The 24,962-nt window shown below is 57.0% G+C and carries 27 protein-coding genes and 1 tRNA gene; 15 read left to right on the top strand and 13 right to left on the bottom strand.

Annotated elements, in window-relative coordinates; all coding sequences use genetic code 11:
• Positions 1–28: 28 nt before the first annotated feature.
• Positions 29–334, bottom strand: a complete 306-nt coding sequence (locus tag ACSBP4_RS14370; RefSeq protein WP_172704531.1) for a hypothetical protein — start codon at positions 332–334, stop codon at positions 29–31.
• A 417-nt stretch (positions 335–751) separates the two neighbouring features.
• On the opposite strand from ACSBP4_RS14370, the gene ACSBP4_RS14375 reads away from it, so the two are divergent.
• The 3 genes from ACSBP4_RS14375 (at position 752) to psmB (ending at position 2,370) form a co-directional block, all read left to right on the top strand.
• Positions 752–1,048 carry a toxin-antitoxin system TumE family protein gene (locus ACSBP4_RS14375; protein WP_435552595.1) on the top strand — a complete coding sequence of 99 codons (297 nt, stop codon included), beginning with the start codon at positions 752–754 and terminating at the stop codon, positions 1,046–1,048.
• 20 nt (positions 1,049–1,068) lie between these two features.
• Positions 1,069–1,461 (top strand): helix-turn-helix domain-containing protein, encoded by a 393-nt coding sequence (locus ACSBP4_RS14380; RefSeq protein WP_006648937.1) that lies wholly within the window; start codon positions 1,069–1,071, stop codon positions 1,459–1,461.
• Positions 1,462–1,638: 177 nt separating this feature from the next.
• Positions 1,639–2,370, top strand: a complete 732-nt coding sequence (gene psmB, locus ACSBP4_RS14385; RefSeq protein ID WP_006648939.1) for an archaeal proteasome endopeptidase complex subunit beta — start codon at positions 1,639–1,641, stop codon at positions 2,368–2,370.
• 187 nt (positions 2,371–2,557) lie between these two features.
• Here psmB and ACSBP4_RS14390 read toward each other — a convergent pair whose 3' ends face one another.
• Positions 2,558–3,682 carry a Gfo/Idh/MocA family protein gene (locus ACSBP4_RS14390; protein WP_049964441.1) on the bottom strand — a complete coding sequence of 375 codons (1,125 nt, stop codon included), beginning with the start codon at positions 3,680–3,682 and terminating at the stop codon, positions 2,558–2,560.
• 277 nt (positions 3,683–3,959) lie between these two features.
• On the opposite strand from ACSBP4_RS14390, the gene ACSBP4_RS14395 reads away from it, so the two are divergent.
• Positions 3,960–4,655, top strand: coding sequence for a ThuA domain-containing protein (locus ACSBP4_RS14395; RefSeq protein ID WP_435552629.1), 696 nt, complete (start codon positions 3,960–3,962; stop codon positions 4,653–4,655).
• 5 nt (positions 4,656–4,660) lie between these two features.
• Here ACSBP4_RS14395 and ACSBP4_RS14400 read toward each other — a convergent pair whose 3' ends face one another.
• The 3 genes from ACSBP4_RS14400 to ACSBP4_RS14410 all read right to left on the bottom strand — a co-directional run bounded on the left by ACSBP4_RS14400 (position 4,661) and on the right by ACSBP4_RS14410 (position 7,308).
• Positions 4,661–5,953, bottom strand: a complete 1,293-nt coding sequence (locus ACSBP4_RS14400; protein WP_435552596.1) for a TIGR00341 family protein — start codon at positions 5,951–5,953, stop codon at positions 4,661–4,663.
• Between the two features lie 112 nt (positions 5,954–6,065).
• Positions 6,066–6,917 carry a translation initiation factor eIF-2B gene (locus ACSBP4_RS14405; RefSeq protein ID WP_373630756.1) on the bottom strand — a complete coding sequence of 284 codons (852 nt, stop codon included), beginning with the start codon at positions 6,915–6,917 and terminating at the stop codon, positions 6,066–6,068.
• 67 nt (positions 6,918–6,984) lie between these two features.
• Positions 6,985–7,308 (bottom strand): DUF5783 family protein, encoded by a 324-nt coding sequence (locus tag ACSBP4_RS14410; protein ID WP_049964445.1) that lies wholly within the window; start codon positions 7,306–7,308, stop codon positions 6,985–6,987.
• A 93-nt stretch (positions 7,309–7,401) separates the two neighbouring features.
• Here ACSBP4_RS14410 and ACSBP4_RS14415 point away from each other — a divergent pair, with 93 nt between their 5' ends.
• From ACSBP4_RS14415 to ACSBP4_RS14435, 5 genes are all read left to right on the top strand, one after another.
• On the top strand, positions 7,402–7,725 hold the full coding sequence (locus tag ACSBP4_RS14415) for a hypothetical protein (RefSeq protein ID WP_049964446.1): 324 nt from the start codon (positions 7,402–7,404) through the stop codon (positions 7,723–7,725).
• 70 nt (positions 7,726–7,795) lie between these two features.
• On the top strand, positions 7,796–8,611 hold the full coding sequence (locus tag ACSBP4_RS14420) for an aminoglycoside N(3)-acetyltransferase (protein WP_435552597.1): 816 nt from the start codon (positions 7,796–7,798) through the stop codon (positions 8,609–8,611).
• A 111-nt stretch (positions 8,612–8,722) separates the two neighbouring features.
• Complete coding sequence (locus tag ACSBP4_RS14425) at positions 8,723–9,799, top strand: Mrp/NBP35 family ATP-binding protein (protein ID WP_049964448.1); 1,077 nt, start codon at positions 8,723–8,725, stop codon at positions 9,797–9,799.
• Positions 9,796–10,044, top strand: coding sequence for a hypothetical protein (locus tag ACSBP4_RS14430; protein ID WP_435552598.1), 249 nt, complete (start codon positions 9,796–9,798; stop codon positions 10,042–10,044). Before ACSBP4_RS14425 ends, ACSBP4_RS14430 begins: the two co-directional genes overlap by 4 nt.
• Positions 10,045–10,151: 107 nt before the next feature.
• Positions 10,152–10,754, top strand: a complete 603-nt coding sequence (locus ACSBP4_RS14435; protein WP_435552630.1) for a uracil-DNA glycosylase — start codon at positions 10,152–10,154, stop codon at positions 10,752–10,754.
• Positions 10,755–10,778: 24 nt separating this feature from the next.
• Here ACSBP4_RS14435 and ACSBP4_RS14440 read toward each other — a convergent pair whose 3' ends face one another.
• Complete coding sequence (locus tag ACSBP4_RS14440; RefSeq protein ID WP_435552599.1) at positions 10,779–10,997, bottom strand: hypothetical protein; 219 nt, start codon at positions 10,995–10,997, stop codon at positions 10,779–10,781.
• A 104-nt stretch (positions 10,998–11,101) separates the two neighbouring features.
• On the opposite strand from ACSBP4_RS14440, the gene ACSBP4_RS14445 reads away from it, so the two are divergent.
• From ACSBP4_RS14445 to ACSBP4_RS14455, 3 genes are all read left to right on the top strand, one after another.
• Positions 11,102–11,842 carry a hypothetical protein gene (locus ACSBP4_RS14445; RefSeq protein WP_435552600.1) on the top strand — a complete coding sequence of 247 codons (741 nt, stop codon included), beginning with the start codon at positions 11,102–11,104 and terminating at the stop codon, positions 11,840–11,842.
• A gap of 404 nt (positions 11,843–12,246) precedes the next feature.
• Positions 12,247–12,423 (top strand): AbrB/MazE/SpoVT family DNA-binding domain-containing protein, encoded by a 177-nt coding sequence (locus ACSBP4_RS14450; RefSeq protein ID WP_435552601.1) that lies wholly within the window; start codon positions 12,247–12,249, stop codon positions 12,421–12,423.
• A 356-nt stretch (positions 12,424–12,779) separates the two neighbouring features.
• Positions 12,780–15,785 carry a phage/plasmid primase, P4 family gene (locus ACSBP4_RS14455; RefSeq protein ID WP_435552602.1) on the top strand — a complete coding sequence of 1,002 codons (3,006 nt, stop codon included), beginning with the start codon at positions 12,780–12,782 and terminating at the stop codon, positions 15,783–15,785.
• A gap of 48 nt (positions 15,786–15,833) precedes the next feature.
• Here ACSBP4_RS14455 and ACSBP4_RS14460 read toward each other — a convergent pair whose 3' ends face one another.
• On the bottom strand, positions 15,834–16,319 hold the full coding sequence (locus ACSBP4_RS14460; protein ID WP_435552603.1) for a hypothetical protein: 486 nt from the start codon (positions 16,317–16,319) through the stop codon (positions 15,834–15,836).
• 900 nt (positions 16,320–17,219) lie between these two features.
• Between ACSBP4_RS14460 and ACSBP4_RS14465 the strand changes: the two genes are divergently transcribed.
• Positions 17,220–18,002: a hypothetical protein gene (locus ACSBP4_RS14465; RefSeq protein ID WP_435552604.1), complete on the top strand. Its 783-nt coding sequence runs from the start codon at positions 17,220–17,222 to the stop codon at positions 18,000–18,002.
• On the opposite strand, the gene ACSBP4_RS14470 is transcribed toward ACSBP4_RS14465, so the two are convergent.
• Both ACSBP4_RS14470 and ACSBP4_RS14475 read right to left on the bottom strand, forming a co-directional pair.
• On the bottom strand, positions 17,999–18,685 hold the full coding sequence (locus ACSBP4_RS14470) for a hypothetical protein (protein WP_435552605.1): 687 nt from the start codon (positions 18,683–18,685) through the stop codon (positions 17,999–18,001). The two genes, ACSBP4_RS14465 and ACSBP4_RS14470, sit on opposite strands and share 4 nt — an antisense overlap.
• An 85-nt stretch (positions 18,686–18,770) precedes the next feature.
• On the bottom strand, positions 18,771–19,469 hold the full coding sequence (locus ACSBP4_RS14475; RefSeq protein WP_435552606.1) for a hypothetical protein: 699 nt from the start codon (positions 19,467–19,469) through the stop codon (positions 18,771–18,773).
• 53 nt (positions 19,470–19,522) lie between these two features.
• Between ACSBP4_RS14475 and ACSBP4_RS14480 the strand changes: the two genes are divergently transcribed.
• Positions 19,523–20,320 carry a hypothetical protein gene (locus ACSBP4_RS14480; RefSeq protein ID WP_435552607.1) on the top strand — a complete coding sequence of 266 codons (798 nt, stop codon included), beginning with the start codon at positions 19,523–19,525 and terminating at the stop codon, positions 20,318–20,320.
• On the opposite strand, the gene ACSBP4_RS14485 is transcribed toward ACSBP4_RS14480, so the two are convergent.
• Positions 20,314–20,988 carry a hypothetical protein gene (locus ACSBP4_RS14485; RefSeq protein ID WP_435552608.1) on the bottom strand — a complete coding sequence of 225 codons (675 nt, stop codon included), beginning with the start codon at positions 20,986–20,988 and terminating at the stop codon, positions 20,314–20,316. The genes ACSBP4_RS14480 and ACSBP4_RS14485 overlap by 7 nt on opposite strands.
• A gap of 55 nt (positions 20,989–21,043) precedes the next feature.
• A complete protein-coding gene (locus ACSBP4_RS14490; RefSeq protein WP_435552609.1) occupies positions 21,044–22,147 on the bottom strand; it encodes a tyrosine-type recombinase/integrase in 1,104 nt (367 codons plus the stop codon).
• Positions 22,148–22,288: 141 nt separating this feature from the next.
• On the opposite strand from ACSBP4_RS14490, the gene ACSBP4_RS14495 reads away from it, so the two are divergent.
• Positions 22,289–22,372: transfer RNA gene (locus ACSBP4_RS14495), tRNA-Ser, on the top strand.
• Between the two features lie 533 nt (positions 22,373–22,905).
• Here ACSBP4_RS14495 and ACSBP4_RS14500 read toward each other — a convergent pair.
• Complete coding sequence (locus ACSBP4_RS14500; protein WP_435552610.1) at positions 22,906–24,075, bottom strand: ABC transporter ATP-binding protein; 1,170 nt, start codon at positions 24,073–24,075, stop codon at positions 22,906–22,908.
• Positions 24,076–24,077: 2 nt separating this feature from the next.
• A complete protein-coding gene (locus tag ACSBP4_RS14505; RefSeq protein WP_435552611.1) occupies positions 24,078–24,962 on the bottom strand; it encodes a carbohydrate ABC transporter permease in 885 nt (294 codons plus the stop codon).

The raw sequence follows: 24,962 nt of genomic DNA on the forward strand, positions 1-24,962 counted from the left end.
TCGACCAGGTGTCGAGATTCGTACCCGATTACGCGAGATCTGCGTCAGCCGGCGAAGTGGCTGTGGTCGCCTGCCGACGATCGGATCGTGGAACTGGTGACTGACGAGGGGAACGTGACGCCTCGCGCACTTCCCGTGACGGGGACATCCCCGGATCGACATCAGTTGTGGCGACGCCGGCGATCGCTGTCGCAAACTCGTCGAGTACAGACTTCCTGAACGGCTCGATTGCGCCCTCTACCGCCTTACTGACAAAGGTGGGGTCTATCTGGAAGACGATCTCGACGCCTCCGAGTTCGAACCGATCGACGCTCCGATGGTCGACGAGTGACATCGTTCTCTCAGAGTTCTCCGCGGACCAGTTCCATCGTGTCGTTCAGCCAACTGGGCAGCAGCCGCGCCGGCGGGTCGCAATCGACGCACTCTCCCTCGTCGTTGAACTCGAGCGTCCACTCTTTCTGGCCGAGTTGATCGAGATCGTCCGGCCGCCATCGGGACCGTAACCGATCTCTAACGTGGCCCGCGTTGGCTCTTCGGGCGGGACTTCCTGCCCGAGGTCGCTCTCAATCTCTCGCCGGTCGCGATCAGTTGTCGTTGACATGGCAACTGGAGGTGACGGGCGCTACCCTTTTGAACTAACTTACAATTCCGAAGTTCACGGGGCGGTGAACGTCGTCGGCTCGGAGGGCCGAGGCTATGTTAGTTTCCAACCTAACACTTATTATGTAAGGATCCATACTAACATACAGGGATGAGCGAGGACGTTACTGTCGTTCGCGACGAGGTCGAAGCCTACGCGGACGGTACTGTCGCCCGCGTCCGCATACTCGCGGTCCCTGAGTCGGAGAAGTTCCCGGACGGCATCAAATATGCCTTCCACTACGGTGACGCCGGCGCTGACGACCCGATCATCCGGTTCGACAACCACCACGGCGTCCACGAACTGCATCTCGGATCACGGGTATTCGAGACCGACTACCCGGGACTACAGACGCTGTATCGCGCCTGGCGTGCAGCACTTCCGTTCGACAAGCGAACCGACTGGTGACTGACCTACCCCCTAAACCCATGACCCGAACACTCCACGTCCGAATCAACTCGTCGTCCGATCGCAGCGACCTCGAGGACACGCTTGCAGCACTCGATGCCGGCGAGAGTGTCGACCCGAAGCCGTCGACGCTCTCTGTCGAGGATCTCGAGACGTTCGGCCGGATCTTCCGACCAACGAACCTCGAACTGCTCGAGGCGATCGCTGATCACGAACCCGAGAGCATCCGTGAACTCGCCCGGATCGTCGACCGTCACCCGCCGGAGGTGACCGACAACGTCACCGAACTCGCCGACTACGGCCTCGTCGACCTCGAGGAGAACGGGCGCGCAAAGCGGCCGGTCGTCTGGTACGACGAGATCGATGTCGACATCCCGATCGGCCAGCACTCGCCCGACACCGCGCCGGCGTGACGCACGTCGATCTGACAGTTCCAGCTGTCGTGGACGACCGCGACGATCATGGCGTCCGTCTTCGAGCGGGGCCCGTCGCCGGTGTCCGACACGCGTCGGCTCGACCCGTCGTCGGAAGCGGAAACGACGGTTGTGACCGCCGGTGTTTTATATCGTCCCGGCCGTAGATGTCGGTCAATGCATACGCCCACGAACGACTCCGATTTCTCCCGGACGGTCGAGCAGTTGGCCGACGATCCGAACCCCTACGAGCCCGAGGTCGGCTCCCTCCCCGAGAACGATCTCACGCAGGCCGACCTCGAGAACGTCAACAAGACGGGAACGACGACGATCGGTATCTCGACCGCCGACGGCGTCGTCATCGCGACGGACATGCGCGCCAGCCTCGGCGGGCGGTTCGTCTCGAACAAGAACGTCCAGAAGGTCGAACAGATCCACCCGACCGCCGCGTTAACGCTCGTCGGCTCCGTCGGCGGTGCCCAGTCCTTTATCTCGACGCTTCGGGCCGAGGTCAACCTCTACGAGGCCCGCCGCGGCGAGAACATGAGCATCGAGGCGCTGGCGACGCTTGCGGGCAACTTCGCCCGCGGCGGCCCGTTCTTCGCCATCCACCCGATTCTGGGCGGCGTCGACGACGAGGGCAGCCACGTCTACAGCATCGACCCCGCCGGCGGCGTCATGGAAGACGACTACACCGTCACTGGGAGCGGGATGCAACTCGCCTACGGGCACTTAGAGCAGGCCTACGAACCGGACATGTCCACCGAGGAAGCCAAGACCGTCGCCGCACGCGGCATCAAGTCCGCCGTCGAGCGCGACACCGGCTCCGGCAACGGCGTCTTCCTCTGTGAGATCACCGACGAGGGCGTCGACATCCACGGCCACCACGACTTCGACGACGTCCTCTAATCCGGGCGAAACGGGCGGTTTTCCTGTTTTTACCGGCGCGGAGCGTCGGCTCTCGAGCGACTCGTCTCGGGGGCCGTTCGAAGACCGGTGTCGTTTCGCGACGCGGCTGTCGTCGCCTCTCGAAACAAGCGTCCGACTGACGGACGATTCTACCCGCCGAAATCGGACCGCAGAACGATCGAACCGATCACTCCAGCCGCGTTGCCCGCTCGATCTCGGCGTCCGTCAGCGTCGACTCCGCAAGCGTCACCGACCGTCCGGACTCGCTCGAGCGATAGATGGCGTCGATGACCCGCTGGACGGTCAGGGCCTCCTCGACGGTGTTCGACTCCGGCGTCGTCCCCGACGAGACGGCATCGAGGAACTGTGCGTCCTGTTCGGCGTAGCCGGTCATCGCCGAATCGCCGGTCATGTCCACGTCGGTGTAGTGGTCGGCACCGGCGGTACCGGACTCGAGGATCCGCAGGTTCGTGTCGCCGATGTCGAACTGGGCGCCCGCCGCCGTGCCGCGGACTTTGAAGTCCATGCTCTCCTCGCGGTTGGTCGCCCACGCGGCCTCGAGCGAGATGGTTCGCCCGTCGTCGGTCCGGATGAAGGCGCTGACGGAGTCGTCGACCTCGTAGGTCTCGGCCTCGGCGTCCCAGTTGTCGCCGAAGCCCTCGGGGTCGGCGTACTCCTCGCTGGTCCCGAACGTGGTCCGGGTGACGCCGCTGACCTCGGCGATGTCGGGGAAATCGAGCGCGTAGAGCGCGAGATCGAGCGCGTGAACGCCGATGTCGAGAAGGGCACCGCCGCCGGCGAGTTCGGAATCGGTAAACCACGAGCCGGGACCGGGGACGCCGCGCCGGCGGACGTAGTCGGCCTCGACGTGGGTAAGATCGCCGAACCGACCGCGGGCGTGTTGTTCGTCGAACATGGCCATCGATGCGGCGTGGCGGTTGTGAAAGCCGACCATGCAGATCCCGTCCGCGCGGGCGGCCGCTTCGGCGATCCGTTCCGCGCTCTCGAGGGTGTGTGCGAGCGGTTTCTCGACGAGGACGTCGCAGTCGGCCTCGAGGGCCGCGACGGCGATGGGTTCGTGGAACCGGTTGGGCGTCGTCACGATGACGGCGTCGACCGCTTCGTCCTCGAGGAGGTCGTCGTGGGTCTCGTAGGTCCGTGCGCCGAACTCCTCGGCGAAGCGGTCGCGCTGCTCGGGGACGAGGTCCGCGCCGGCGACGACCTCAGCACCGAGGTCGCGGACGCTGCGCGCGTGGAGGGTCCCCATCCCGCCGAGACCGACGACGCCAACCCCGATTCCGCCGCCGATCATCGTCCAACCCCCGATCCCGTCGCATCGGCGAACGGCTCGCAGTGAGAAAGGTGCCGTTTCGATGTCGCTTGTGTTCGATCCCGTTCCATAGGCAGAAGCGGTCGGCGACCAAAATAAGGGTTATGACCGATTAATGCGTGTGAGCGTTTTGCACTTCGGGTTTTGCTATATTATTTTTGCGTGAATTTCTCCATTCGGTGAATAAATGGCATCTTTCGGATGGCCAGTCAGCGCACTGACCGAGCGTGCTAAGGACTCGAGCCCCGACCGCCCGGTCATGGTCGCAGTCACCGTCTGGAACGAGTACCGCCACGAACGGGAGGACAGCGACGCCGCGGCGGTCTACCCCGATGGCATCCACGAGACGATCGCCGAGGCCCTCGCCGCCGACCACGATGTCCGGACCGCGACGCTCGACGAACCCGACCACGGGCTCACCGCGGACGTCCTCGAGACGACGGACGTCCTCCTGTGGTGGGGCCACGAGGCCCACGACGAGGTCGCGGACGGCGTCGCCGAGCGGGTTCGGGACCAGGTCCTCGAGGGGATGGGGTTCGTTCCGTTGCACTCGGCTCACTACTCGAAGCCGTTCACACGGCTCATGGGAACGTCCTGTCACTTACAGTATCGCGAGGACGGCGAAACGGAGCGGCTCTGGGTCGTCGATCCCGGCCACCCGATCGCCGACGGCCTCGCGGAATCGATCGCCCTCCCCGAGACGGAGATGTACGGCGAGCCGTTCGACGTCCCCGAACCCGAGCGGCTGGTGTTCGTCAGCTGGTTCGCAGGCGGGGAGGTGTTTCGCAGCGGCTGCTGTTACCGACGAGGAAACGGCCGGATCTTCTACTTCCGGCCGGGCCACGAGACGTATCCGATCTACGAGAACGAGACGGTTCAGCGCGTCCTACGCAACGCCGTCGCATGGGCGGCCCCGACCGAAGGCTCGCCGCGGACGTTCGGGGAGCGCGAGTAGGACCCTCAGCCGCTTCGCTGCGTATCGACCAGTTCAACGACGACCTCGAGATCGACGCCGACCGCCGCCTCCAGCCGGTCGCGGACGTCGTCGGCGAAATCGCCCGGGAGCCGCTCACCCGGTGGTCGTTCGACGAGAACGGTGATGACGGGCCGATCGCCGGTGTAGACGTCGATGAGTTCGTAGTCGACGTCGCTCTCACGGAAGAACAGGCCAGTCCCGTCCGTCTGCCCCTCGTCGCTCATCGCCTCGAGTTCGGTCTTCGCATCGTGTTCGACGGCGGCAGTGCGGTACGTCCCGTACGTGACGCCGCCGAGGACGACGGAGAGAACGACGATCGCCACGAGGAGGACGACGATTCGGGAGCGAAGGCGACCGTAGACGCGCTCGATGTCCGCGGCCCGGTGCGGTCGGTAGCCGGACGCCCACAGCAGCAACAGCGCCGTGAGGTTGATCGAGAGCATGTTCACGAGAACGAGCGTTCCGGCGGTGACGACGACTTCCGGGTTCCCCCAGGCGATTCCGAGCCCCGCGGTGGCGGCGGGGGGAACGAGCGCGACGGCGATCGCAACGCCGACGAGGACCGAGCCGACGTTCCGAGTGAGGCTGACGACGGCGGCCACGCCCGAGCCCAGCGCGAGAAACAACGCGAGGACATCCGGCGTGATCCGCTCGTGGATCTGGGGCACCGTCGTAATGTCGAGTCCCGGCGGAAGCAACACCGTCCCCCTGAGTGCCCACCCGATCAGCGCCGCCGTCGCGATCGCGACGACCAGCCCGGCCCCCTGCAGGACGACGCCGCGCGTCGCGAGCGACTCGTCGTCGACGATCACGCCGACGCTCGCCGCGAGTGCGGGCCCCATCAGCGGGGCGACGACCATTGCGCCGATGATCGTCGCCGCCGAGTCCAGCAACAGTCCCGCCGTCGCGATCGCCGTACTCACGACGAGCAGGCTGAAGTACGTCGACGCCGCGGGCGCGAGGTCGGCCGCTCGTGCCCGGAGTTCTTCCCGGGAGATCCGCGTCCCGGAAGCCGACCCGGAGACGGCGTCGGTTCGACTCGAAACGATCACCTCGGCCGCCGTGACGACCGTGTACGACCGTTCGTCGAGGCCCGCGTCTCGGAGATCGGACAGCAGCGGTTCGACACCTGACGGCGAAAGCGGAATCGAGACGACGGCCTCGAACTCGCCGCGGTCCGTATCCCGGGAGACGCTGTAATCGACACCGGCTTCGTCCGCCGTCTCGAGGACGAGATCCAACTCGCCCTGCGGCACGAAGACCTGTATGAGACGCATACGGGGTGTATGACAAGGAAAGACATAGGCTATTGTCACACCGTGACGACTACCAGCTGTACCGACGGTTCTGGCGGGAGTAGTACCGGGGGCGAGGCGACGTGGTCCGGACTCAGAACTGCTGGCGGCCCTCGTCGGTGACGACGCTCTCGAGTAAGTCGACCGGGGTCGCGTCGTAGGCGGGGTTCTCGACGGCGAACCCGTCGGCTGGTTCGGCCATTACCTCGCTGCCGGGCCGGTGTTCGTTCTCGAAGACGAACCCCTCGGCGACGATCTTCGAGGACGCCCCGAGGACGGTGACCGGCACGTCGAGCCGGTCGGCCGTCGACGCGAGCGGGAAGGTCCCGACCCGGTTATACAGCGTCTCGTCGACGATACAGTCCATGCCGACGACGACCCGGTCACACTCCTCGAGGTAGATCCCGTGTGCGCCGTCGGTTATCAGCGTCGCGTCGACGCCGTCCATGGCGGCCAGTTCCCGCGCGGTCTTGCGTCCGAGATACCGCGGTCGGGCCTCGGTGACGTACACCTCGAAGGTCTTGCCCGCGTCGGTCGCTTGCTCGAGGGCCGCCTGGACCGTCGAGGAGTAGTCGTGGACCAAAAGCGTCGCGCCGTCTTCGAGGACGTCGACGGCGTTTTCGGCGGCCAGTTGCTTGCCGGACTCGATCCGCGAGACGACCGCGTCGATCCGCTCGCTGGTGAGGCGCTGGGCCGCCGCGACGTCGTCCGGGTCGGCGTCGGTCACGGCGTCGACGACGTCCCGAACGGCGTTTTGCAGGGAGGCATGGGAGGGGTTTGCCCCCCGCAGCACGGAGCCGTTGCGCTCGAGGGCGCGGACGTACTCCTCGACGGTGGCGAACTCGCGCTCGGTCAACTCTGCTAGGGCCTGGGCGGCACGGACCGCAACCACCGAGGAACTGTGGGTCTGCATCTCCCGGATCTCCTCGGCCGTCTCGTCGATCATACCTACACGGTTTTCCGTGAGCGGCAAAGGTGTTCCGGGTACTCTCAGTTGGATGCTCGCCCCGCCGTCACTCGGTCTCGTCGAACTCGAACTGATTCCGCAGCTCGGCTTCGATCCGATCGACGAGCGTCTCGAGGACGACGTCGAACTGCTCGTGGTCGGCGGCCGGCCCGACTCGCTCCCGCGGGTTCTCCGGGAGTTCGACGCGGAACTCACCGTTCCCTTCGTAGAACGGCTCGCTCTCGCTCAACACCTGTCGGTCGATCGCTTTGAGGATCGTCGAGTCGTACCGGCCGTGAAGCTGCTGGTAGGCCTCGGAGTAGGCCGCCTCGAGTTCCTCGAAGTAGTAGACGTACTTTTCCTCGAACTTCTCGGGGTCGAACTCGGTCATAGCAGAGCATCGGAGCGCGAGCGGGGAAACCGTTCGGAACCGATATCGGCCACCGGCGAACGGTATAGGTTGCCTCAGCCCCTAGCCCGCCCCATGACCGTCACCGTCCGCTACACCTGTCCCCACTGCAACGCCATGGTCAGCCTCGAGCGGCCGCCGGATCTGGCCGACCGGTCGGTCACCAAAGTCCGCCAGCCGGGCTGGGAGTACGCGAGCCCGGACGATCCCGACCGCGAATCGGCCGACGGGATCGAGTTCGTCTGCGGCGAGGACGGCCCCGTCACCGACCTCGAGGGCGAGCCGGTCGCGGGCTGTGGCCGCCCGTTCTATCTGAACTTCGTCCGCTACGAGCAGGGGGTCGAACTCGAGCCCGAGCCGCCGACCTACGGCGGGCCGCGGTTCGACTTCATGCGGTGACCGCGTCGAACGGCGCGCCCGAGGGCCGTCCCGCCACGAAACTTATGTCGCGACCCGATCACGTCGATCCATGAGCGATCCGCTTCCCGAAGCGCGATCGTCGGAGCCGATTACGGTCGAGTCGCTGACGACGGATCTACGCGATCTCGGCGTGACGGCGGGGGAGACGGTGCTGGTCCACGGCTCGCTGTCCGCCCTGGGGTGGGTCTGTGGCGGCGCCCCCGCCGTAGTCGACGCCCTCCAGCGCGTGATCGGCGAAGACGGTACCCTCGTGATGCCGACGCACTCGCCCGGCAACAGGGACCCCACGAACATGGGACACCCGCCGGTGCCCGACGCCTGGTACGAGACGATCCGCGAGGAAATGCCGCCGTACCGACCCGCCGTGACGCCGACCCAGGGGATGGGCGCTATCGCCGAATGCTTCCGCTCGTATCCCGGCGTCCGCCGGAGCGCCCACCCACAACACTCCTTCGCCGCGTGGGGTGCCGACGCCGAGTTCGTTACCGGGGAGCACCCGTACGACGACTCGCTCGGCGAATCGTCGCCGCTCGCCCGGCTCTACGAGCTCGAGGGCCGGGTCCTGTTTCTCGGCACCACCCACGCGACGAACACCTCGCTCCACCTCGCCGAGTATCGCGCCGACGTCGACCTCGAGCAGACGAGCCACGCCAGCGCAGTGGTCGTCGACGGCGAACGCGAGTGGATCGAGTGGGCGGACCTCGATATCGACGACGGCGACTTCCCGGACTGCGGCGAGGCCTTCGAACGTGCCCACCCGGACGCGTTCGAAACCGGCGAGGTGGGTGTTGGCGACGCAAAACTGCTCGAACAGCGTCCACTCGTCGACTTCGCCGTCGACTGGTTTGAGGCGATGCGAGAGTAAGCGACCCGTTCGCGATCCACCGCTCCACGTCGCCGTCGCTCCCTCGACCCGGCGGCGACGGCCGCTTCCGGTGAACACAACCCTTTTCGACCGTCGGACGAACCTACCGACATGGACGAAGCCGCCGTTCGCGACCGCCTCCGGACGGTCGAGGATCCGGAACTCGGCGACGATATCGTGTCGCTCGGACTGGTCAACGACATCACGGTCGACGGCGACGAGGTCGCGATCGATCTCGCACTCGGCGCTCCCTACTCCCCGAGCGAGAGCGACATCGCCGCCGAGGTACGCGAGGTCCTGACCGCCGAGGGCCTCGAGCCGGACCTGACCGCCAGCGTCCCGGACCGCGACGACCTCACGAGCGAGGATCAGGTGCTGCCGAACGTCAAGAACGTCATCGCCGTCGCCTCCGGGAAAGGTGGCGTCGGCAAGTCGACCGTCGCGGTCAACCTCGCGGCCGGACTCTCGCAACTCGGCGCTCGAGTCGGCCTCTTCGACGCCGACGTCTACGGGCCGAACGTGCCGCGGATGGTCGACGCCGACGAGCCGCCGATGGCCACCGAGGACGAGACGCTCGTCCCGCCCGAGAAGTACGGCGTGAAGCTGATGAGCATGGCATTCCTGACCGGCGAGGACGACCCCGTCATCTGGCGCGGTCCGATGGTCCACAAGGTCATCACCCAACTCACGGAAGACGTCGAGTGGGGCCATCTCGACTACCTCGTCGTCGACCTCCCGCCGGGGACCGGCGACACCCAACTGACGATGCTCCAGACCATGCCCGTCACCGGCGCGGTCATCGTCACGACGCCCCAGGACGTCGCGCTGGACGACGCCCGCAAGGGCCTCGAGATGTTCGCCAAACACGACACCGTCGTGTTGGGGATCGCCGAGAACATGTCGACGTTCGCCTGTCCCGATTGTGGCGGCGAACACGATATCTTCGGCTCCGGCGGCGGCGAGGACTTCGCCGAGGAACACGAACTGCCGTTCCTCGGTTCGATCCCGCTCGATCCGGCCGTCCGCGAGGGCGGCGACGGCGGCAAGCCGACGGTGCTGAAAGACGACGACGCGACCAGCGACGCCGTCCGGACCATCACCGAGAACGTCGCCAACAACACCGGGATCGTCCACCGACAGGCGATCTCCCAGAGCCGGCGCAACGAGGCCGCCTCCCCCGACCGATGACCGACGGCAGTGAGGCGGACGACGCCGGGGCTGACGAGTTCGAGCCCGACCCCGAACGCGTGGAGCGGCTGCGGGAGATCGCCGACGACGTCCGCGGCGAGACCAGCGAGAGCAAACAGCTCGCGAACATCCTCTACCGGACCAGCGACCTCTACGACGAGGACGAAGAGACCTCGCCCGAGGAGATCGTCCGCAACGTCAAGTTCATTCTCGAGGTCAACGAGCGCGGCGGCCTCGGCCGCTGAGCGGACAGCGGCGATCGCGGCCGATCGCTCGGCGCGGCGCTTTTGTCGATCCGCCTCGAGGGGCCACTGTGGACGCGAATCAACGGTCTCGAGCGAACCCCTACGGCATGGACGAGGACTGCCGGAACTGTCCGGCGCTCTGTGAGACGCGCGAGCGGGTCGTCCACGGCTACGGCGACGTGGCTGCGGACTTCCTGTTCGTCGGCGAGCGGCCGACCACACGGGCCGACGAGGTCGGCGTCCCCTTCGCCGGCGCAGGCGGGAGCGACGGCGACGGTGGGCTCCGACGGATGCTCGAGCGACTCGGCCTCTGTGCCGTCGACTCGCCGGCCGACGCGCCCGCCCTCGAGAACGTCTACGTGACGCATCTCACGCGCTGTCGCGACCCCGACCGCCGACCGACCGACGCGGAGATCGACACCTGCGAGCCGTATCTCAGCGCCGAGATCCGGATGATAAACCCCGAGATCCTGATTCCGGTCGGCGAGCGCGCGCTCTCGGAACTCGGCCGCGAGTACACCACGACGCCCGCGGCGGACCTCGGGTTCCCGGACGCTCACGCGCGGCGGATCCGGGGTCGGGGCTTCGAACTCGTCCCGATGATCGAGCCCCGCGAGCAGACCGCCGAGCAGACCCAGAACTGGCTCGAGGCGTTCGTCGAGCTGATGGCGTCGGACTATCGGCAGACGAAGGGGCGACAGGAACGGTAAGGAAGCGGCGGTGATCGAGCGGCGCTACCAGTAGGGGTTCTCGCGCCAGCGGCCCGAGCCGATGCCCGAGGCGATCAGCGCGCCGACGGCGACGACGGCGACGGCGAGGACGCCCATCGACGGCGCGAGGTACTCGCCGGGCGAGTCGATCAGATAGCCGGTTCCGAACCCGTACAGACCGAAGACCGCCAGCGCGGCGATGACGGCCGTCGCGACCAGTCCAGCGATCGAACGTTCGTCCATACCGACTCGCACGCACTCCCCCACTATAATTCGTGGTCTTTCGACGCCGGTACCCACCCTCGGGAAGCGCCGCGTTCAAGGACCGCGACCGTGGAGTACCGGCCATGATCGTCGTCGTTCCGGTCGACCCGCCGCGGGACGGACTCGTCCTGTCCGCGCTCGCCGACCAGTCGCCGCTGACCGACTCCGAGGCCACGTCCCTCTACGAAGCCGCCGTCGCCGATGTCTGCCGGGCCGTCGCCTCGAGCGGGGGCGACCTCCTGGTCAATTACCGTGACGCCGGGACCCTCCCCGAGACCCACGCCGACGGCGACCTCGAGGCCGAGGTCCGGGCGCTGGTCGTCGAGGACCTCGGCGAGGACGCCGCGGTCCGGTTCGAGCGACAGGTCGGCTCGAGCCGTTCGGCTCGCGTGGGCAACACGGTCACTCACCTGCTCGAGCAGGAGGGGGCCCAGAGCGTCGGCGTCCTCGAACCGACGGCACCGCTGGTCAACCGGACGGAAATCGACGGCGCGGCGATGTCGCTGCGCCGGGACGACGTCGTCCTTGGCCCCTCGACCGGCGGCAGCGTCTACTTCGCGGGCTTTTCCGAGCCGATCGACTTCACCGACGCCCACACGCCGCCCGAACTGTCGACGCTGGCTCGACGAGGGGCCGACGCCGGCCTCGGCGTCGGGTTCGCACCGATGCTGCCGACGATCCGGACGCCGGCCGGACTCCGTGAGACCATCGCCGGCCTCGAGGCACGACGCGCGGCCGGTCGGCCGAGTGCGGAGGCGACCGCGGCGCTCGTGGGCAAACTGGGGCTTCGGGTCGGCGAGGACGGCGGACTCGAGCGCGCGTAGACCGACAACCCTTTTTGAGCGTGTGCGGAAGCGATAGGTGAGGTGGGGTGGCAGAGCGGCCCACGCGTCCTATATTGATGGCTGAATTGCCAAGGACGGGAGTAACCCCCCGAAATCAGGCGATTCACGACTTCTATCTGTGCTTTCTTTAGCCACCGATATAAGCACAGTGGTTGGATAATTGAATGCCAATCCATTCTGAATAGATTATTCCAGAAACAAGCCCCTGTGTGAATACTAACCGCGAACAAATTCTCGAATGCAAATTCTCGAGAACCATCTGTAGTTAGCGACGTTTCACGGGGGTATTTGAGGTCAGAACAGGGTTCCAGAGAAGGTTTTGTATTTGCAAAAATATGTAATCTAAACGATAGGTTTTTACCCATCCCACTCTTAAGCATAATATGGCTGAAAGAGCCAATCAGGCGATAACGAAGCGTTGTACGGTAACCCTGACTAATGGAGGAAAAGTGACAATACCCAAGAATGTAAGAGAGAATCTGAGCGTTCAGAAAGGCGATTCTCTCGAATTGTATGTCAGGAAATACGAACAGAATGCGCAGGTGATTACTGAAGTTTGAAATCACGTCCGTTGCAGCGGACGTGAAAAAGTGACGAGATGCTATCCCGTACTCTTCTATACGAGTTCAGGGGTATTGAACGTCTCGGTTAGATATATAGATAATATGAAAAATAATAGCAGAACATTAGAAGAAGCAAAGAACAACGAACCACACGCGAATATCTTCGCAGCCCCCGAAGGCCTTGAATGCCCCTGGCCAAATTGCAATAACGATGCCCGGTATGGCGTACACGTAGTAAATACAGCGGGATCATCGTGTCTTGCCTGTCACTCTCACGTTGAGGAGGCTCTGTCGGCTATCCTTCGACCATCAACATTGGCTGAATTATTCGACCTAATGGGAGACGATAGATTATGAGTGACGACCAGCCAAAGCGACCGATAGGGCTCGAGCTGAAACCAGAGACAATTCCTGACGTACTTGCAGATCAGTCACAGTGGGTTTGCTGGCGTTACGAACTTGATGACGGACGTGGTGAATGGACGAAAGTTCCGGTCAACGTCGATAACGGTAGATATGCCAGTTCGACTGACGATAACACTTGGTCTTCATTCAGTGACGCTCTTGCCTATCACGAGGAGGATGGCACTAATACGGATGGAATAGGGTTCGTGGTTCACGAGGAGGATCTCTTTGTCGGCGTCGATCTTGACGACTGCCGTGATCCTACTTCGGGCGACATTGAATCATGGGCGACAGATTTGGTTGACAGCGTTTCAACCTACGCCGAAGTATCACCTTCAGGTACCGGAGTACGTCTGTTTGGCCTGGGGTTCGTTCCTGACGGAGGAAACCGTGGTGAGATCAATGATGCAGACGGGCATATCGAAATCTATGATCAAAGTCGATTTCTCACTGTAACCGGCCATCACATCAATGAAACCCCTAAAGAGGTATGCGAAGTAAATGACGAAATTGCCGACATACACACCAGATACATCGCTGATAACGAAGATGAGCAGACAAGCGATAGAGATGCCGATTCTGATGTTTCTAATTCGCTCACTGACGAGGAAGTGCTTGAGAAGATAAGGAGTTCTAAAAATAGCAGCAAGTTCAAGAGTCTATGGGAAGGCAACACATCGGGTTACGAAAGTCACAGTGAAGCTGACCTTGCTCTTTGTGGAATGCTTGCGTTTTGGACAGGCGGTGATGATACTCAGATAGATCGATTATTCCGCCAGTCAGATCTAATGCGCTCAAAATGGGACGAGAACCGTGGTTCTCAAACTTACGGTGAGCACACAATCGAGAAGTCGCTGGAAGGGCGTACTGAATTTTACACACTAAATAGGAGTTCTCTATCCGACGATGCGCCTTGGCATGTGCGATTTGATGGGTGGATATTCCCACAAATTAATGCAGATGATCGACCGAGCCCTGATGTTCAAGTGGCAAAAGCTGCTGAGCTACTCCAAGATGACTTTGAGTTTCTCATTCCTCGTCCTGAAGGTGATACTCTAGATAAAACGCCAATGTTCGTTTATCACGAGAGTTCTGGAATATATAAGAAGGGCGGTGAAACGCTTATCAAGGAAGAAGTTAATCAGAATGAGCCGATCAATATCGGACCGACAAAGGTAGGACGTGTAATCGATATCGTCAAATCGTGTAATCTGGTATCGCGTGACGATCTAAACGCCGGAGCAGAAGATCAGCGATTAGTTAATCTTCAAGACTGTGTCCTCGATCTTGATACGCGAAAAACCTTCCCACATAGTCCTGAATTCAATTTCACACGTGGGGTAGCCGTATCATGGGACGAAAATGCCGATTGCCCTAACATTCAACAGTTCGTTCACGAGGTGACTGCATCGAAGGAGGACGCAGAAACTCTAATTGAATGGCTTGGTTTCTGTCTCACACCGGGTTACGATCCACACCGATTCTTGCTCCTACACGGTCCGGGGGGGAATGGTAAAGGAATCTATTTCGAGATAGTCCGATCATTCTTTGGCTCAGATAATACTTCAAGCGTTTCGCTTCGCTCAATGACATCTGGCTCGCGTTTTCATATGAGTTCGCTCGAGGGAAAGATGGTGAATCTTGACGGAGATGTGTCAGGCGGCTCTATTAATTCCGAACAGCTTGAGTACATAAAGAAGCTCACAGGTGGAGACCCCGTCCAAGTGGAAGAGAAACACGAGCCAGCGTTCGATCTCGGGAATGAAGCAAAGTTGGCTTTCGCAGCTAACGAACGTCCGCGGTTCTACGAGAATAGCAGTGCTATTGCGAGACGCTTACTCGACATTGAGATGCCGTACAGATACACCGATGATCCGAACGATGGACATCGTGATCGTCGTCCTCGAGAAGAACTACTTGACGAGCTTACTAACGAAACTGAATTGTCTGGATTACTTAATTACGCCCTCAATGCCATAGATCACGTCGAAAGTCGTGGTCAATTCTCGAGCGAAATGGGGACGACAGCGGAAGAGCGGTTCAAGGATTACATGGCCGAAGCTGACCCCATTTTGAAATTCGCTCAGCGATGCATTGAGGAAGATGTCACAGGCGTACTTCCAAAGGATGCCGTACATGGCGTGTTCACGAAATTCGCAAAAGCAGGCGGAGATCCAAATCCTGCCGAAGCTAACGTGTTTTGGCGAAACTTCAAGCGCACCTGTGAATATGAACAGCGACGGCCGAAGATTGGTGATGAGCGACCATATGTGATTGACGGTATCCGTTTCACAGATGATGCAGTCGACTATATCGGAGAGGTACATCTGAAGTCAATCCGGGAGATATATCGTGAATCAGCAGCATATGACTACGCTGATCTTCCTGAGCAGTTCAAAGATGGACCTATGAGCGTGGGTTCAGGTTTCGAGGATATCACCCCAGGATGGAATTCGTTCGAAGCAACTGTTCTGGAACGGCAAACACCTCCAGAATGGCTCTCAGGAAAAGGTACGCTCGAGGATTCTGAAGGAAACTTTCTCCGGTATGAGATTCCAGCTGATGATGATTTCGTGCTGACCGAAGGATATACCTACGAATTCGAGAATGTCTGGGTCAAAACTAACCGAGATGATCACCCTATCGCTGAGCTTAGTTCCGGAGTAACGGATCACAGGGTTTTGAGCGAGCCAGAAGATGATTCCATGGAGTGGGAAGAACGAGTAGCGCTCGATGGAGGTATTCTCGCCCATGACATGGTTGACGAACAGCGAGCTATTCGGCAGACGCTGGAAGAACTCTTTGAGAAAGATCCTGTGAGAAAATCAGTAGTTGCCAAACGAGTGACTTCACAAGTGGGAATAGAACCAGACCGAGTCGAACATTTGCTCGAGAAATTAGTTCAATCAGGAGATATTATCAGACAAGGTGATTCACTGGAACCGAATTTGTAGCTTCCGGAAGGGCATAACAGATCAAACGTTGGATATTTGACGTGGTCCTCATTGATCTCTCCAATGGTTGATGGTAGATTCAGCCACGTCCATCGCGAGCGTGTCCGCCGGAGAAAGGCTGAACCCGGTAAGTTGCCCAGCAACGACTGTGCCGACTGCGTTCGAATCACGGAATGCAAGGACAGTGAATCCGTCAAGTTCCCCGATTTGGCCATTGTCAGCGATATCAACCTCATTTGCTCCACGAACCATCATATCTTCCACAATGTCTGACATAGAATCCTCTGCCTCGTCAACTGTATCCCCGATACCGACGATTAAACCGGCAAACACCGATTCATCCGGGTTGGTGTATCCCACGTCATACTCGTCGCTGTCATCGTCAATCAGTTCGGTCTCGGCATCTATATCATTGGCATCGGGGTACTTGTCAAGGTCATCGTCGTAGTTTGGCCCATCATCATTGTTACTTGATCCGCCTATACACCCAGCAAGAGCGGTTATGGTCGTCACAGTGCCAGCACTGATGAACATTCTTCTATCTAATCGGTGGTTATTTCTTAGAGGCATATCGGTCTCTCGGGTTGCTCACACTACACTACTACCTTACCTCTATCAGTCGTCTAAGTGGATATTCGCTGTAGATAACTACGAGTCATTGTACGAAGTGCTAAGATACTCTGATTCAGATCCACGTTCCCTAATCACGTGTGTCGGGGATGTCCGGGATAAATCCGAACACTCTATTAAACTTCTCTATCACTCTCTAAGTACTATATTCTTCTTTTTCCCCTAATAGAAATCTATCCCGGACATCCCAGACGCACATCATCAACAGCGAGAGTTAGTTGGTAAAAGTGCTGTTTTCGAGGGTTTCACCTGTCTGGGATCGGCTCACAGATCTCCGACGATGTCAGGGATGATCCCGGACAGGGCGCAACCCTACAAGCGCTGAGATATAATAATCTCTCTAATGTCGGGGATTACCCCCGACACGTCCGGGTACCATTCGCTGAACCCAGACATTTAGTTTCTCATGGTGAGTTTCCAATTTCGATGGAATGTCAATTCCCTCTACCAGAATGATCCACAATAACCCTCTATATCGCAAGCGATGGCAACCCAAAAGTCCCAAAATTACCCTTGAAGCTGTGATCGAATATTGGCAGTTAAAATATATTATTAGGGGCCGGAATTTAGTTACTGATTAGCTTAGAACGCTATGGAGCCTCGTTTTGAGGGATAGTCTAGTGTCTCAAAGACGATTTCGATGTCAGAGCGTCTCTAAAGACCACTTTCACTTTCAGTCCGGACATCGGTAGCTTTCTTAAGTGGCGAACAATAAAAGTAAGGTGAATAGAGTCCCCTTCCCTACTGCTAGGTAGGGTCGCAAATAATCAAAAAGCCATCCGTGGATTCCGGTATAAACACGTAATGCAAATTCAAATCATCGGATCTGAATCGGCTCTCCAGCTTTTTAGCCTTATCACCACCTTCATTGCGACACTAGTTGGTGCAATTGCAACTTTATTTATACAGTGGGCTTTACCAGATGATGCTAATCTAAAAACTAAGTACTATGCAAACCATGTGAAAAAACGCCTCTTTAACGGAGATTTTACTATCGACTCAAAATTAACACGCGCATATGATGTGAATGATAAAGAAGTCGAACTCCAGGAGCTGAGTGATGAACTCTGGGAAGAGTTTGGAGTTCAAGCTACAGGAATGAAAGACCATTTTGAATTTCCCAAGACACGCGGTAACAATGATTTTGATGTTGACGTTAGATTATTCCACGAAGAAAGTTCGCAGGGACACTTTTCGCTAGAACCTACAAGCACTTCTGATCATAGACCAGATGGAAGTGGTAACTCAGAACGGATAGTCAATACTATCCGGGTAGAGGTAACAGCAGAACTGCCATACCATCGGCTGAAAGATCTACTATTTAGAGAGTACGACTTATTGAGAGATATTGAGGCTTCTATCCCACAGAATCTAGATGGAGGGACCTACTCCCTTAGCTGTGATACAGGTGAACCACCGGAATTCAACCACCTTTTTTCCAATATGAACTTTCACAGACTAAAGACCTCCAATGAAAATATCGAATTGGAATATGATGATCAAAAGGTTACTGTAAGAAACTATGAGGAGGGGGAGGTTGACGAAATTATTGACATGACGTACAAACTCGTCACCTTATACTCCTAATCGAGATTGGGAAGAACAATTCGAGACCAGTACCTTTCCATCTCTGCATCATTCCAATCCCCCCAAAAGACTACTGCATCGTTCTTCACAGTGATGCCAACTTTTCTCTCAAACGAAAGGGACTCAAATATGACCCATCGTTTATTCCCTCTTTCATTGAATTCACTAGCAGGACTTGAGTCACCTAATGCTCCTGCTAAAGATGCGCTAGATGTGTTCTCATCAATTGAATCATATGTTGCGCGGGACTCTACATTGCCATCATCACTAAGAATGTTCTTTAAATTCTCTTCTGAGATTTCCACTCTTGCTATTCCCAGACTATCTGCCGTACCAGCTGCAGATGGATTCGGCCCAACCCCAAAGAAGTCAATCAAACGGGATGCGATTATACTTTGATGATCACCTTTTGCTACAATTAGGACACCCCCCTCACCAATCACATCTGTGAATCTAATTCGGGCCTGGTGACGTTCACGTTCATACTCAACACCATCCCAACCAGATCGCTCAATTTCAATCTCATACTGGATAACACACGAAATTCCATTTGTTGTCTCATTTATTTCCATGAACCGTGTGCGCAGAGGTCCGTCTGCAAGTTCAGATCTCCGCTCTAGTTGCACTTCTGATAAATTGGATTTGAGGTCCTCCCCGTCAAATCCACCCTCAATCTCATACATCGCGGTCGAGACAGGCATGGAATAATCTGCTTGAAAATCATTCGCAGATAGTATAACTCTTATGTTATTCTGTTTCCTTTGGATATCATTCGCGTTTTAACACTGGGAGGATCTCGTTGTCCACATATTCGCAAAACTGACTAGATGTAAAATCGTTGGGTTGATAAACCTCTATGTACCCACTCTCAGAGGCAAACATTCTTATTTGCTCCCCTGAATACTCGTAATCAAGACCAATCTGATTCTTGTCTGCTATATCTAGCACATCCCCTATGTCCTCATCTTTAAGGACAGAATCGCCGTGTACAACACCATTTTCTATTGACCCATGTTTACCGTAGAAACCAATTTTCCAAGGATCGATATCTATTTGTTGATCCAGTTTTTGTTCAATGAATCCTTCAATATTCACTTTAGAATTAGCTATAGATGCGCCTGTGTGTTGATTGACTACGTCAATGGCGAAGTTCCCACTGCTGCTCGAGACTGCAAAAAACTTCCCGGGGAAATGAAGAAAGTCAGTGGACACCACTGTCTTCTCTTCTATAGTATATTCTGATATTGAGTCTTCGTTAATTCTAGTATCGTCCGTTTCAATAACTCTTTCTGCTGCTATCGTTCCCTGTTGTGCATTTTGAGAATAAGAGTCTAATTCTACATTCCTTTCAACTTCAACTGCTTCTAAGAGATTCTCGTAGTCATGGTTGTCCGGTAAAGTGACTTGCTCTCGGATTTCAGGAAGCTCCTTATCTGATTCGGCCAGGTAGATTACTCCAGAGTTCATAGCTTCACCTTGATTGGAAAATAGTTATATCTGTTGCATAATGTGATGCACCTATGGGCTACACTCCTCATCCAAAATGCACTCTTCCAAGTCCGGATGACCCAAATAAAATTTGGAGATATATGGATTTCACACAGTTCATATCAATGTTGGAAAACCAATACTTTTTCTTTTCAAGAGCAGATAATTTCGATGATCCCTTTGAGGGTTCTTTACCCCAGACACATGAGGAAAACGTACGGGAGGACATATTTCATGAAAAGTCGGTAAATTGGTCGGTTCAATTATTACCGAAATTTCGGAAACTTTGTAAAAAATATACATTTTTGAATTGTTGGCATCTTAATGGCGGAGAATCCGCAGCGATGTGGGATATTTATCTTAGGTCTAACCAAGGAATATGTATCCAATCTACTATTGATGACCTAATCGATGGTCTAGACACTGAAGAAGAAGTATATATTAGTAAAGTGGATTACATTAACTATGAAGAGGATGATATTCCAGGATGGCAAGGATTAGGCGATACACTTTCTCCTTTCATATATAAAAGAGGGAGTTTTAGGCATGAATCTGAAGTGCGAGCCATTATTCAAGATCTTCCTTGGCAAGAAGAGGGAAAATCGAGAGAGATAACAGCAGAAGATATTCGAAGCGAGGATTTAGACGGCGATCACTATGATCCTGGGAGGACAGTTGATGTTGATCTAGAAACAGTCATTGACACAATTAGAGTCTCTCCCAAGGCGGAGCCATGGGTCGAAAAATTAGTAGCAAATGTTTGCAAAACGTATGAGTTAGAAGCAGACTTAATTGTGGAGTCACGGATGTCACGTGATCCATATCACTGATGCTGGAAAGCATCAATAGCCTCTTTCACGGCTTCTAACTCGCTTAAGTTCCCGTCCACAGATATTGTATCCTCTTCGTGATTAATATACACATCAGTCCTATTCTTAGAAGGGACTACCGCCTTGGAGTCTTCAAGTCGTTGGGTTTGGTCAGGTCCTCCTGTTAACTCCATTTCAAAGGGTTCAGCATCTTTTTGGACCGATTCTAATCCAGACGAAAATTCAGCATCTGATTTTAGGTGGACTTTTTCCGAGTCTTGTGACAAAAGAGACAATAGATCATCTACATCCACGTCACTATCTGCGTTAAATAGTATATAGTCGCCTATTGCAAAGACAACTGTTTTTCTTTTATCCCCTTTTTCAATTCTTCTTCTCGAGCGATCTGATTTGTCAACTTCTTCCAAGCTCAGATTGTGGTATTCTCCTATTTCTATCTTGAATTCGTCTACTTTATTATCATCCTCATCAAGGATACCCACTTCCTCATACCTTTCAAAGGCACATTCAGCCCTAATAATAATATCTCCATTATATCCTCCAGCTTTGGTGATCTTAGCTTTTCCAGCCCGAGAAACACCATTTTCAGGGCCGAAATTTTGTGTAACAAAGCCCGGTTGTAGGTCATTCGTTCTTTCGTATATCTCAAAATGGTAAGGAGATTCCATATTATAGTACTATCTGTGACTCCAATTAAATCTTGTATATTCGTGTGATGTCACATCATCCAATCCGGTCAAGCGCGTTACGTCGGTCTTCCACTGGAGCCTGATCGTATTTCATCGTCGTCTCGGCTCGCTTGTGTCGAAGCTGAGATTGCGCTGCTGCGAGATCTTCTTCCCGAGCCATATATGTCCCGGTAGAATGGCGGATAGCGTACCACGATAGATTTCGATCGATCTCGGCGATTTCACAGAGGCTATTGATCAAGTAAGTGAGTGACGACGAACTGTAGGGATTCTCATGGCGAGTGAGCCACAGCTGGTCCGTTTCGTTATACTTATCGTACATTTCACGCTCTTCAAGCCATCGTGCCAGATATTCTGCTGTTTCATGCCGGAGGCTAACAGTCCAGTTGTCTTCGTTCTTCGAGGATTCGCTCTCAGGGATTCGGAGTGCGGCGTTCTCTACGTCTACCCAGTACGTTTTGGCCCGCCCGACTTCAACGGGCCGTAACCCTGCATCGAGAGACGTGTGGACGATACTGGGATACTTGAATCCGTTTGCACGGTCCCAATCGTCTTGTGATATCTTGTTGATCGGTTTCCCGTATCGACGTGCAAGGAATCTTTTCCATTCCGACCGTTTTTCCGGCGATAGAGCAGCGTAGGCGGGAACAGTTCCGAATTCGAGAGCAGCTTCACGAAGTGCTTTCCGTTCGTCCATTGTCACATAATCCTTCGGTTGAGTAGCACCTGATGGGGAACTGATAGAGATTTCAGACTGCCACTCATCGGTGTCATTTCGGAATCGGAAGTACGCTTTGAGAGCGAGCTTTACGTTATGTAGATGTGATCCGGAGTATTCCTTATCAGAGAATACCTGTTCCTGTAGGTATTCGTCGGCGTCATCATGCTCGAGATCGAGAGTGTAACCACCTCGATTCTCCCAAGCCCATCGGTGGAACTTGTCGGTGATACTCGCGTAGTTTCTCGCGGTGTCGTGAGCGTAACCCTCGAGCTTTTCCGGGTCGTTACCCATCCGAGCGAGCCATTTGATGTACTTCTGCCGAAACCCCTTGTAGGCGATTAATTGCCGTTCGTTGAGGTATTTGCGCGAGGGACCGGGAATAAGAACGACACCTTCAACTTTCTCGGGGTTAGACATCGGTACACACCCCGATGACGGCGATTCCGGCATTTACAGGTCGGTTCAATCGAACTGCGATGGTCTGAGTGGTCGTCATGGTTTCGTCGGTCGAAGCCGGTGAAATCGCAGGACGTGACGGGGTTCGGAAAGTGTCAACCCGGTGGGGTGGCAGAGCGGCCCAACGCGCCTGCCTTGAGAGCAGGTGGCTGTCAAGCCTCATGGGTTCAAATCCCATCCCCACCGCTTTTGCGACGCGTTCGCGAGTAATGCGAGCGAACGCCCGTGAGAACTCCGTTCTCAAGATGAACGGACGTGAGGAGCAAAGCGTCAAGATGGATTTGAATTAGACCGAGGTTCTGCGAGCGTAGTGAGCAGGTTCTCGGGCGTGGTTCAAATCCCATCCCCACCGTCTTCGCACGAGTACGATACGACGAGCGAAGCCGTTTCGTGATGACGAAAGACGCCCAGCGTCTTTCGAACCACGAGGAGCTCGCGAGCGGAAAACGAAACGGTGGGATTTGAATCAGACCGAGGTTCTGCGAGCGTAGCGAGCAGGTTCTCGGGCGTGGTTCGAATCCCATCCCCGCCATATTTTGCCGCGAGCAACGTCGCGAGCGGTAAATCCCATCCCCATCGTCGTTTCGTGAGGAGTGTCCGATCCGTCGAGGTCGCGGCCAGTCCAACCGTACTCTCCATCGAAAATCGCGGTCAACCACGGTATTGAACTGAACTGTAGTCGGTGTACGGGTACTCCGAACGGGCGACTCACAGGCCGTCTACCCTCGAGGGGCCTGTTCGACTCGCTCGGGTGACGCGGGAGCGTTCGCCGAGTGATAGACTGCCTCACCGGTCTCCAGGTCGAAGAGGTGGAGTCGCTCCGGATCGTACGTGACCGTAATCTCGTCACCCGTCTGCAGCGACGTTCGCGGTTCGGCCTGGATTTTGAAAGCGGCGTCGCCAACCGAACAGTGTATGAGGAGGCTATCTCCGAGCGGTTCGGTGACGTCGACCGTCGCTGTGAACCTCTCGTCGCCGAGATTTGGGTACTCCCGTGCCAGATAGAAGTCCTCCGGGCGAATACCGAGAATCGCGGCCCGCTGCTCTTTCGATTGCCGAGCGGCAGGGCTCGTTTCGGTGATCCCGTCTTCGCCACCATCGCTGGGAAGTGGCAGTTCGAAGGCGTCGTGGACCGCGGTCCCGTGTTCGACCGTGACATCGATCATATTCATCGCCGGATCGCCGATGAACTCGGCGACGAAGCGATTCTCCGGGAAATCGTACAGCACCTGTGGCGAGTCGACCTGCATGATCTGCCCGTCGTTCATGACGACGACTCGTTCGCCGAGCGTCATGGCCTCCGTCTGGTCGTGTGTGACGTAAATCGTCGTCGTCTGGAGTTCCGCGTGGAGTCTCGTTAGCTCGGCGCGCATCTGAATCCGGAGTTTCGCGTCCAGATTCGAGAGCGGCTCGTCCATCAAAAACGCGTCCGGATCGCGGACGATCGCGCGACCGAGTGCGATCCGCTGGCGTTCGCCGCCGGACATGGCTTGGGGTTTTCGATCGAGGAGATTCGTAATGTCGAGCGTCTCCGCGACCTCCTCGACTCGCCGGTCGATATCCTCGTCGGTGAACGATCCGGTCGACTTCATTCCGAAGGTGATGTTCCGTCGCCCCGTCATGTGTGGATAGAGCGCGTAGTTCTGGAACACCATCGCGACGTTCCTGTTTTTCGGCTCGGTATCGGTGACGTCCCGGCCGTTCATACCGATCCGGCCGTCCGTTGCCTGCTCGAGCCCGGCGAGGAGCCGGAGCGTCGTACTCTTGCCACAGCCACTCGGACCGACGATCACGAGGAACTCCCCGTCTTCGATGGTGAGGTCGATTCCGTTGACGGCGACGACATCGTCGAACTCCTTACGGAGATTCCGTAGTTTGATTGTTGTCATTGTTATTTCTGTTGGATGGTGAACGTTTCGAGGAGCGGTTTCCGGAAGATGATCATCAAGACCAGCGGCGGAATCAGGGTTAGAATCGATCCCGCCATTACCAGTGACCAGGAGAGTTGGCCACCCTGAACGTCGCCCTGAAGCAACTGCAAGCCGACCTGTGCAACCTGATTGGCCTCCGAGTTGATAATTACCAGGGGCCAGAGGTACTGATTCCACGCGTAGACGAACATGATGATGGAGACGCCGACGAGGACGCCTTTCGACATCGGGATCAGCACGTAGACCATGAATTTTATCGGTCCGACGCCGTCTAATTTGGCGGTTTCGACGATCGACGTCGGAATCGAGAGGAAGTGCTGTCGAAGGATGAACACCGCCGTCGCGCTGGCGAGATACGGAACGGTGATCGCGAGCAAACTGTTTCCCCACCCGAAGTCGTTGATCAACTGATACAGCGGAATAAACCGAACCGGGACGGGTAGCAGGAGCGTAAATAGGATGAACAAGAACACGAGGTCCTTGTAGGGAACCCGATAGTAGACGATCGCCATCGCCGCACAGACTGAGATGACGAGCTTCCCAGCGACGACGACGGTCGACATCACCAGCGAGTTCCACATGAACCGGCCGAAGTTGTAGTCGACGATCGCCTCCCGATAGTTCTCGAGCGCGTACGTTCCGGGAGCGAGATTGCCGAGGCTCGTGACGATCCCCTGTTGTTTCGTACTCACGATGAGGGCGACGGCGATGGGAAACACCACCAGCAACACCAACACCCAGAGTTGTAGATGGACGCCAGCGTTGCTCCCCTGTTCCGTCTGCTCGGGGGATCGTCCGATCACTGCATCGATTCGGCGTTTCGTGTATTGGATGACTCCGTCCAT

It is taken from the genome of Natrinema sp. CGMCC1.2065 (genome assembly GCF_051225675.1).
GTDB classification, from domain to species: domain Archaea; phylum Halobacteriota; class Halobacteria; order Halobacteriales; family Natrialbaceae; genus Natrinema; species Natrinema thermotolerans.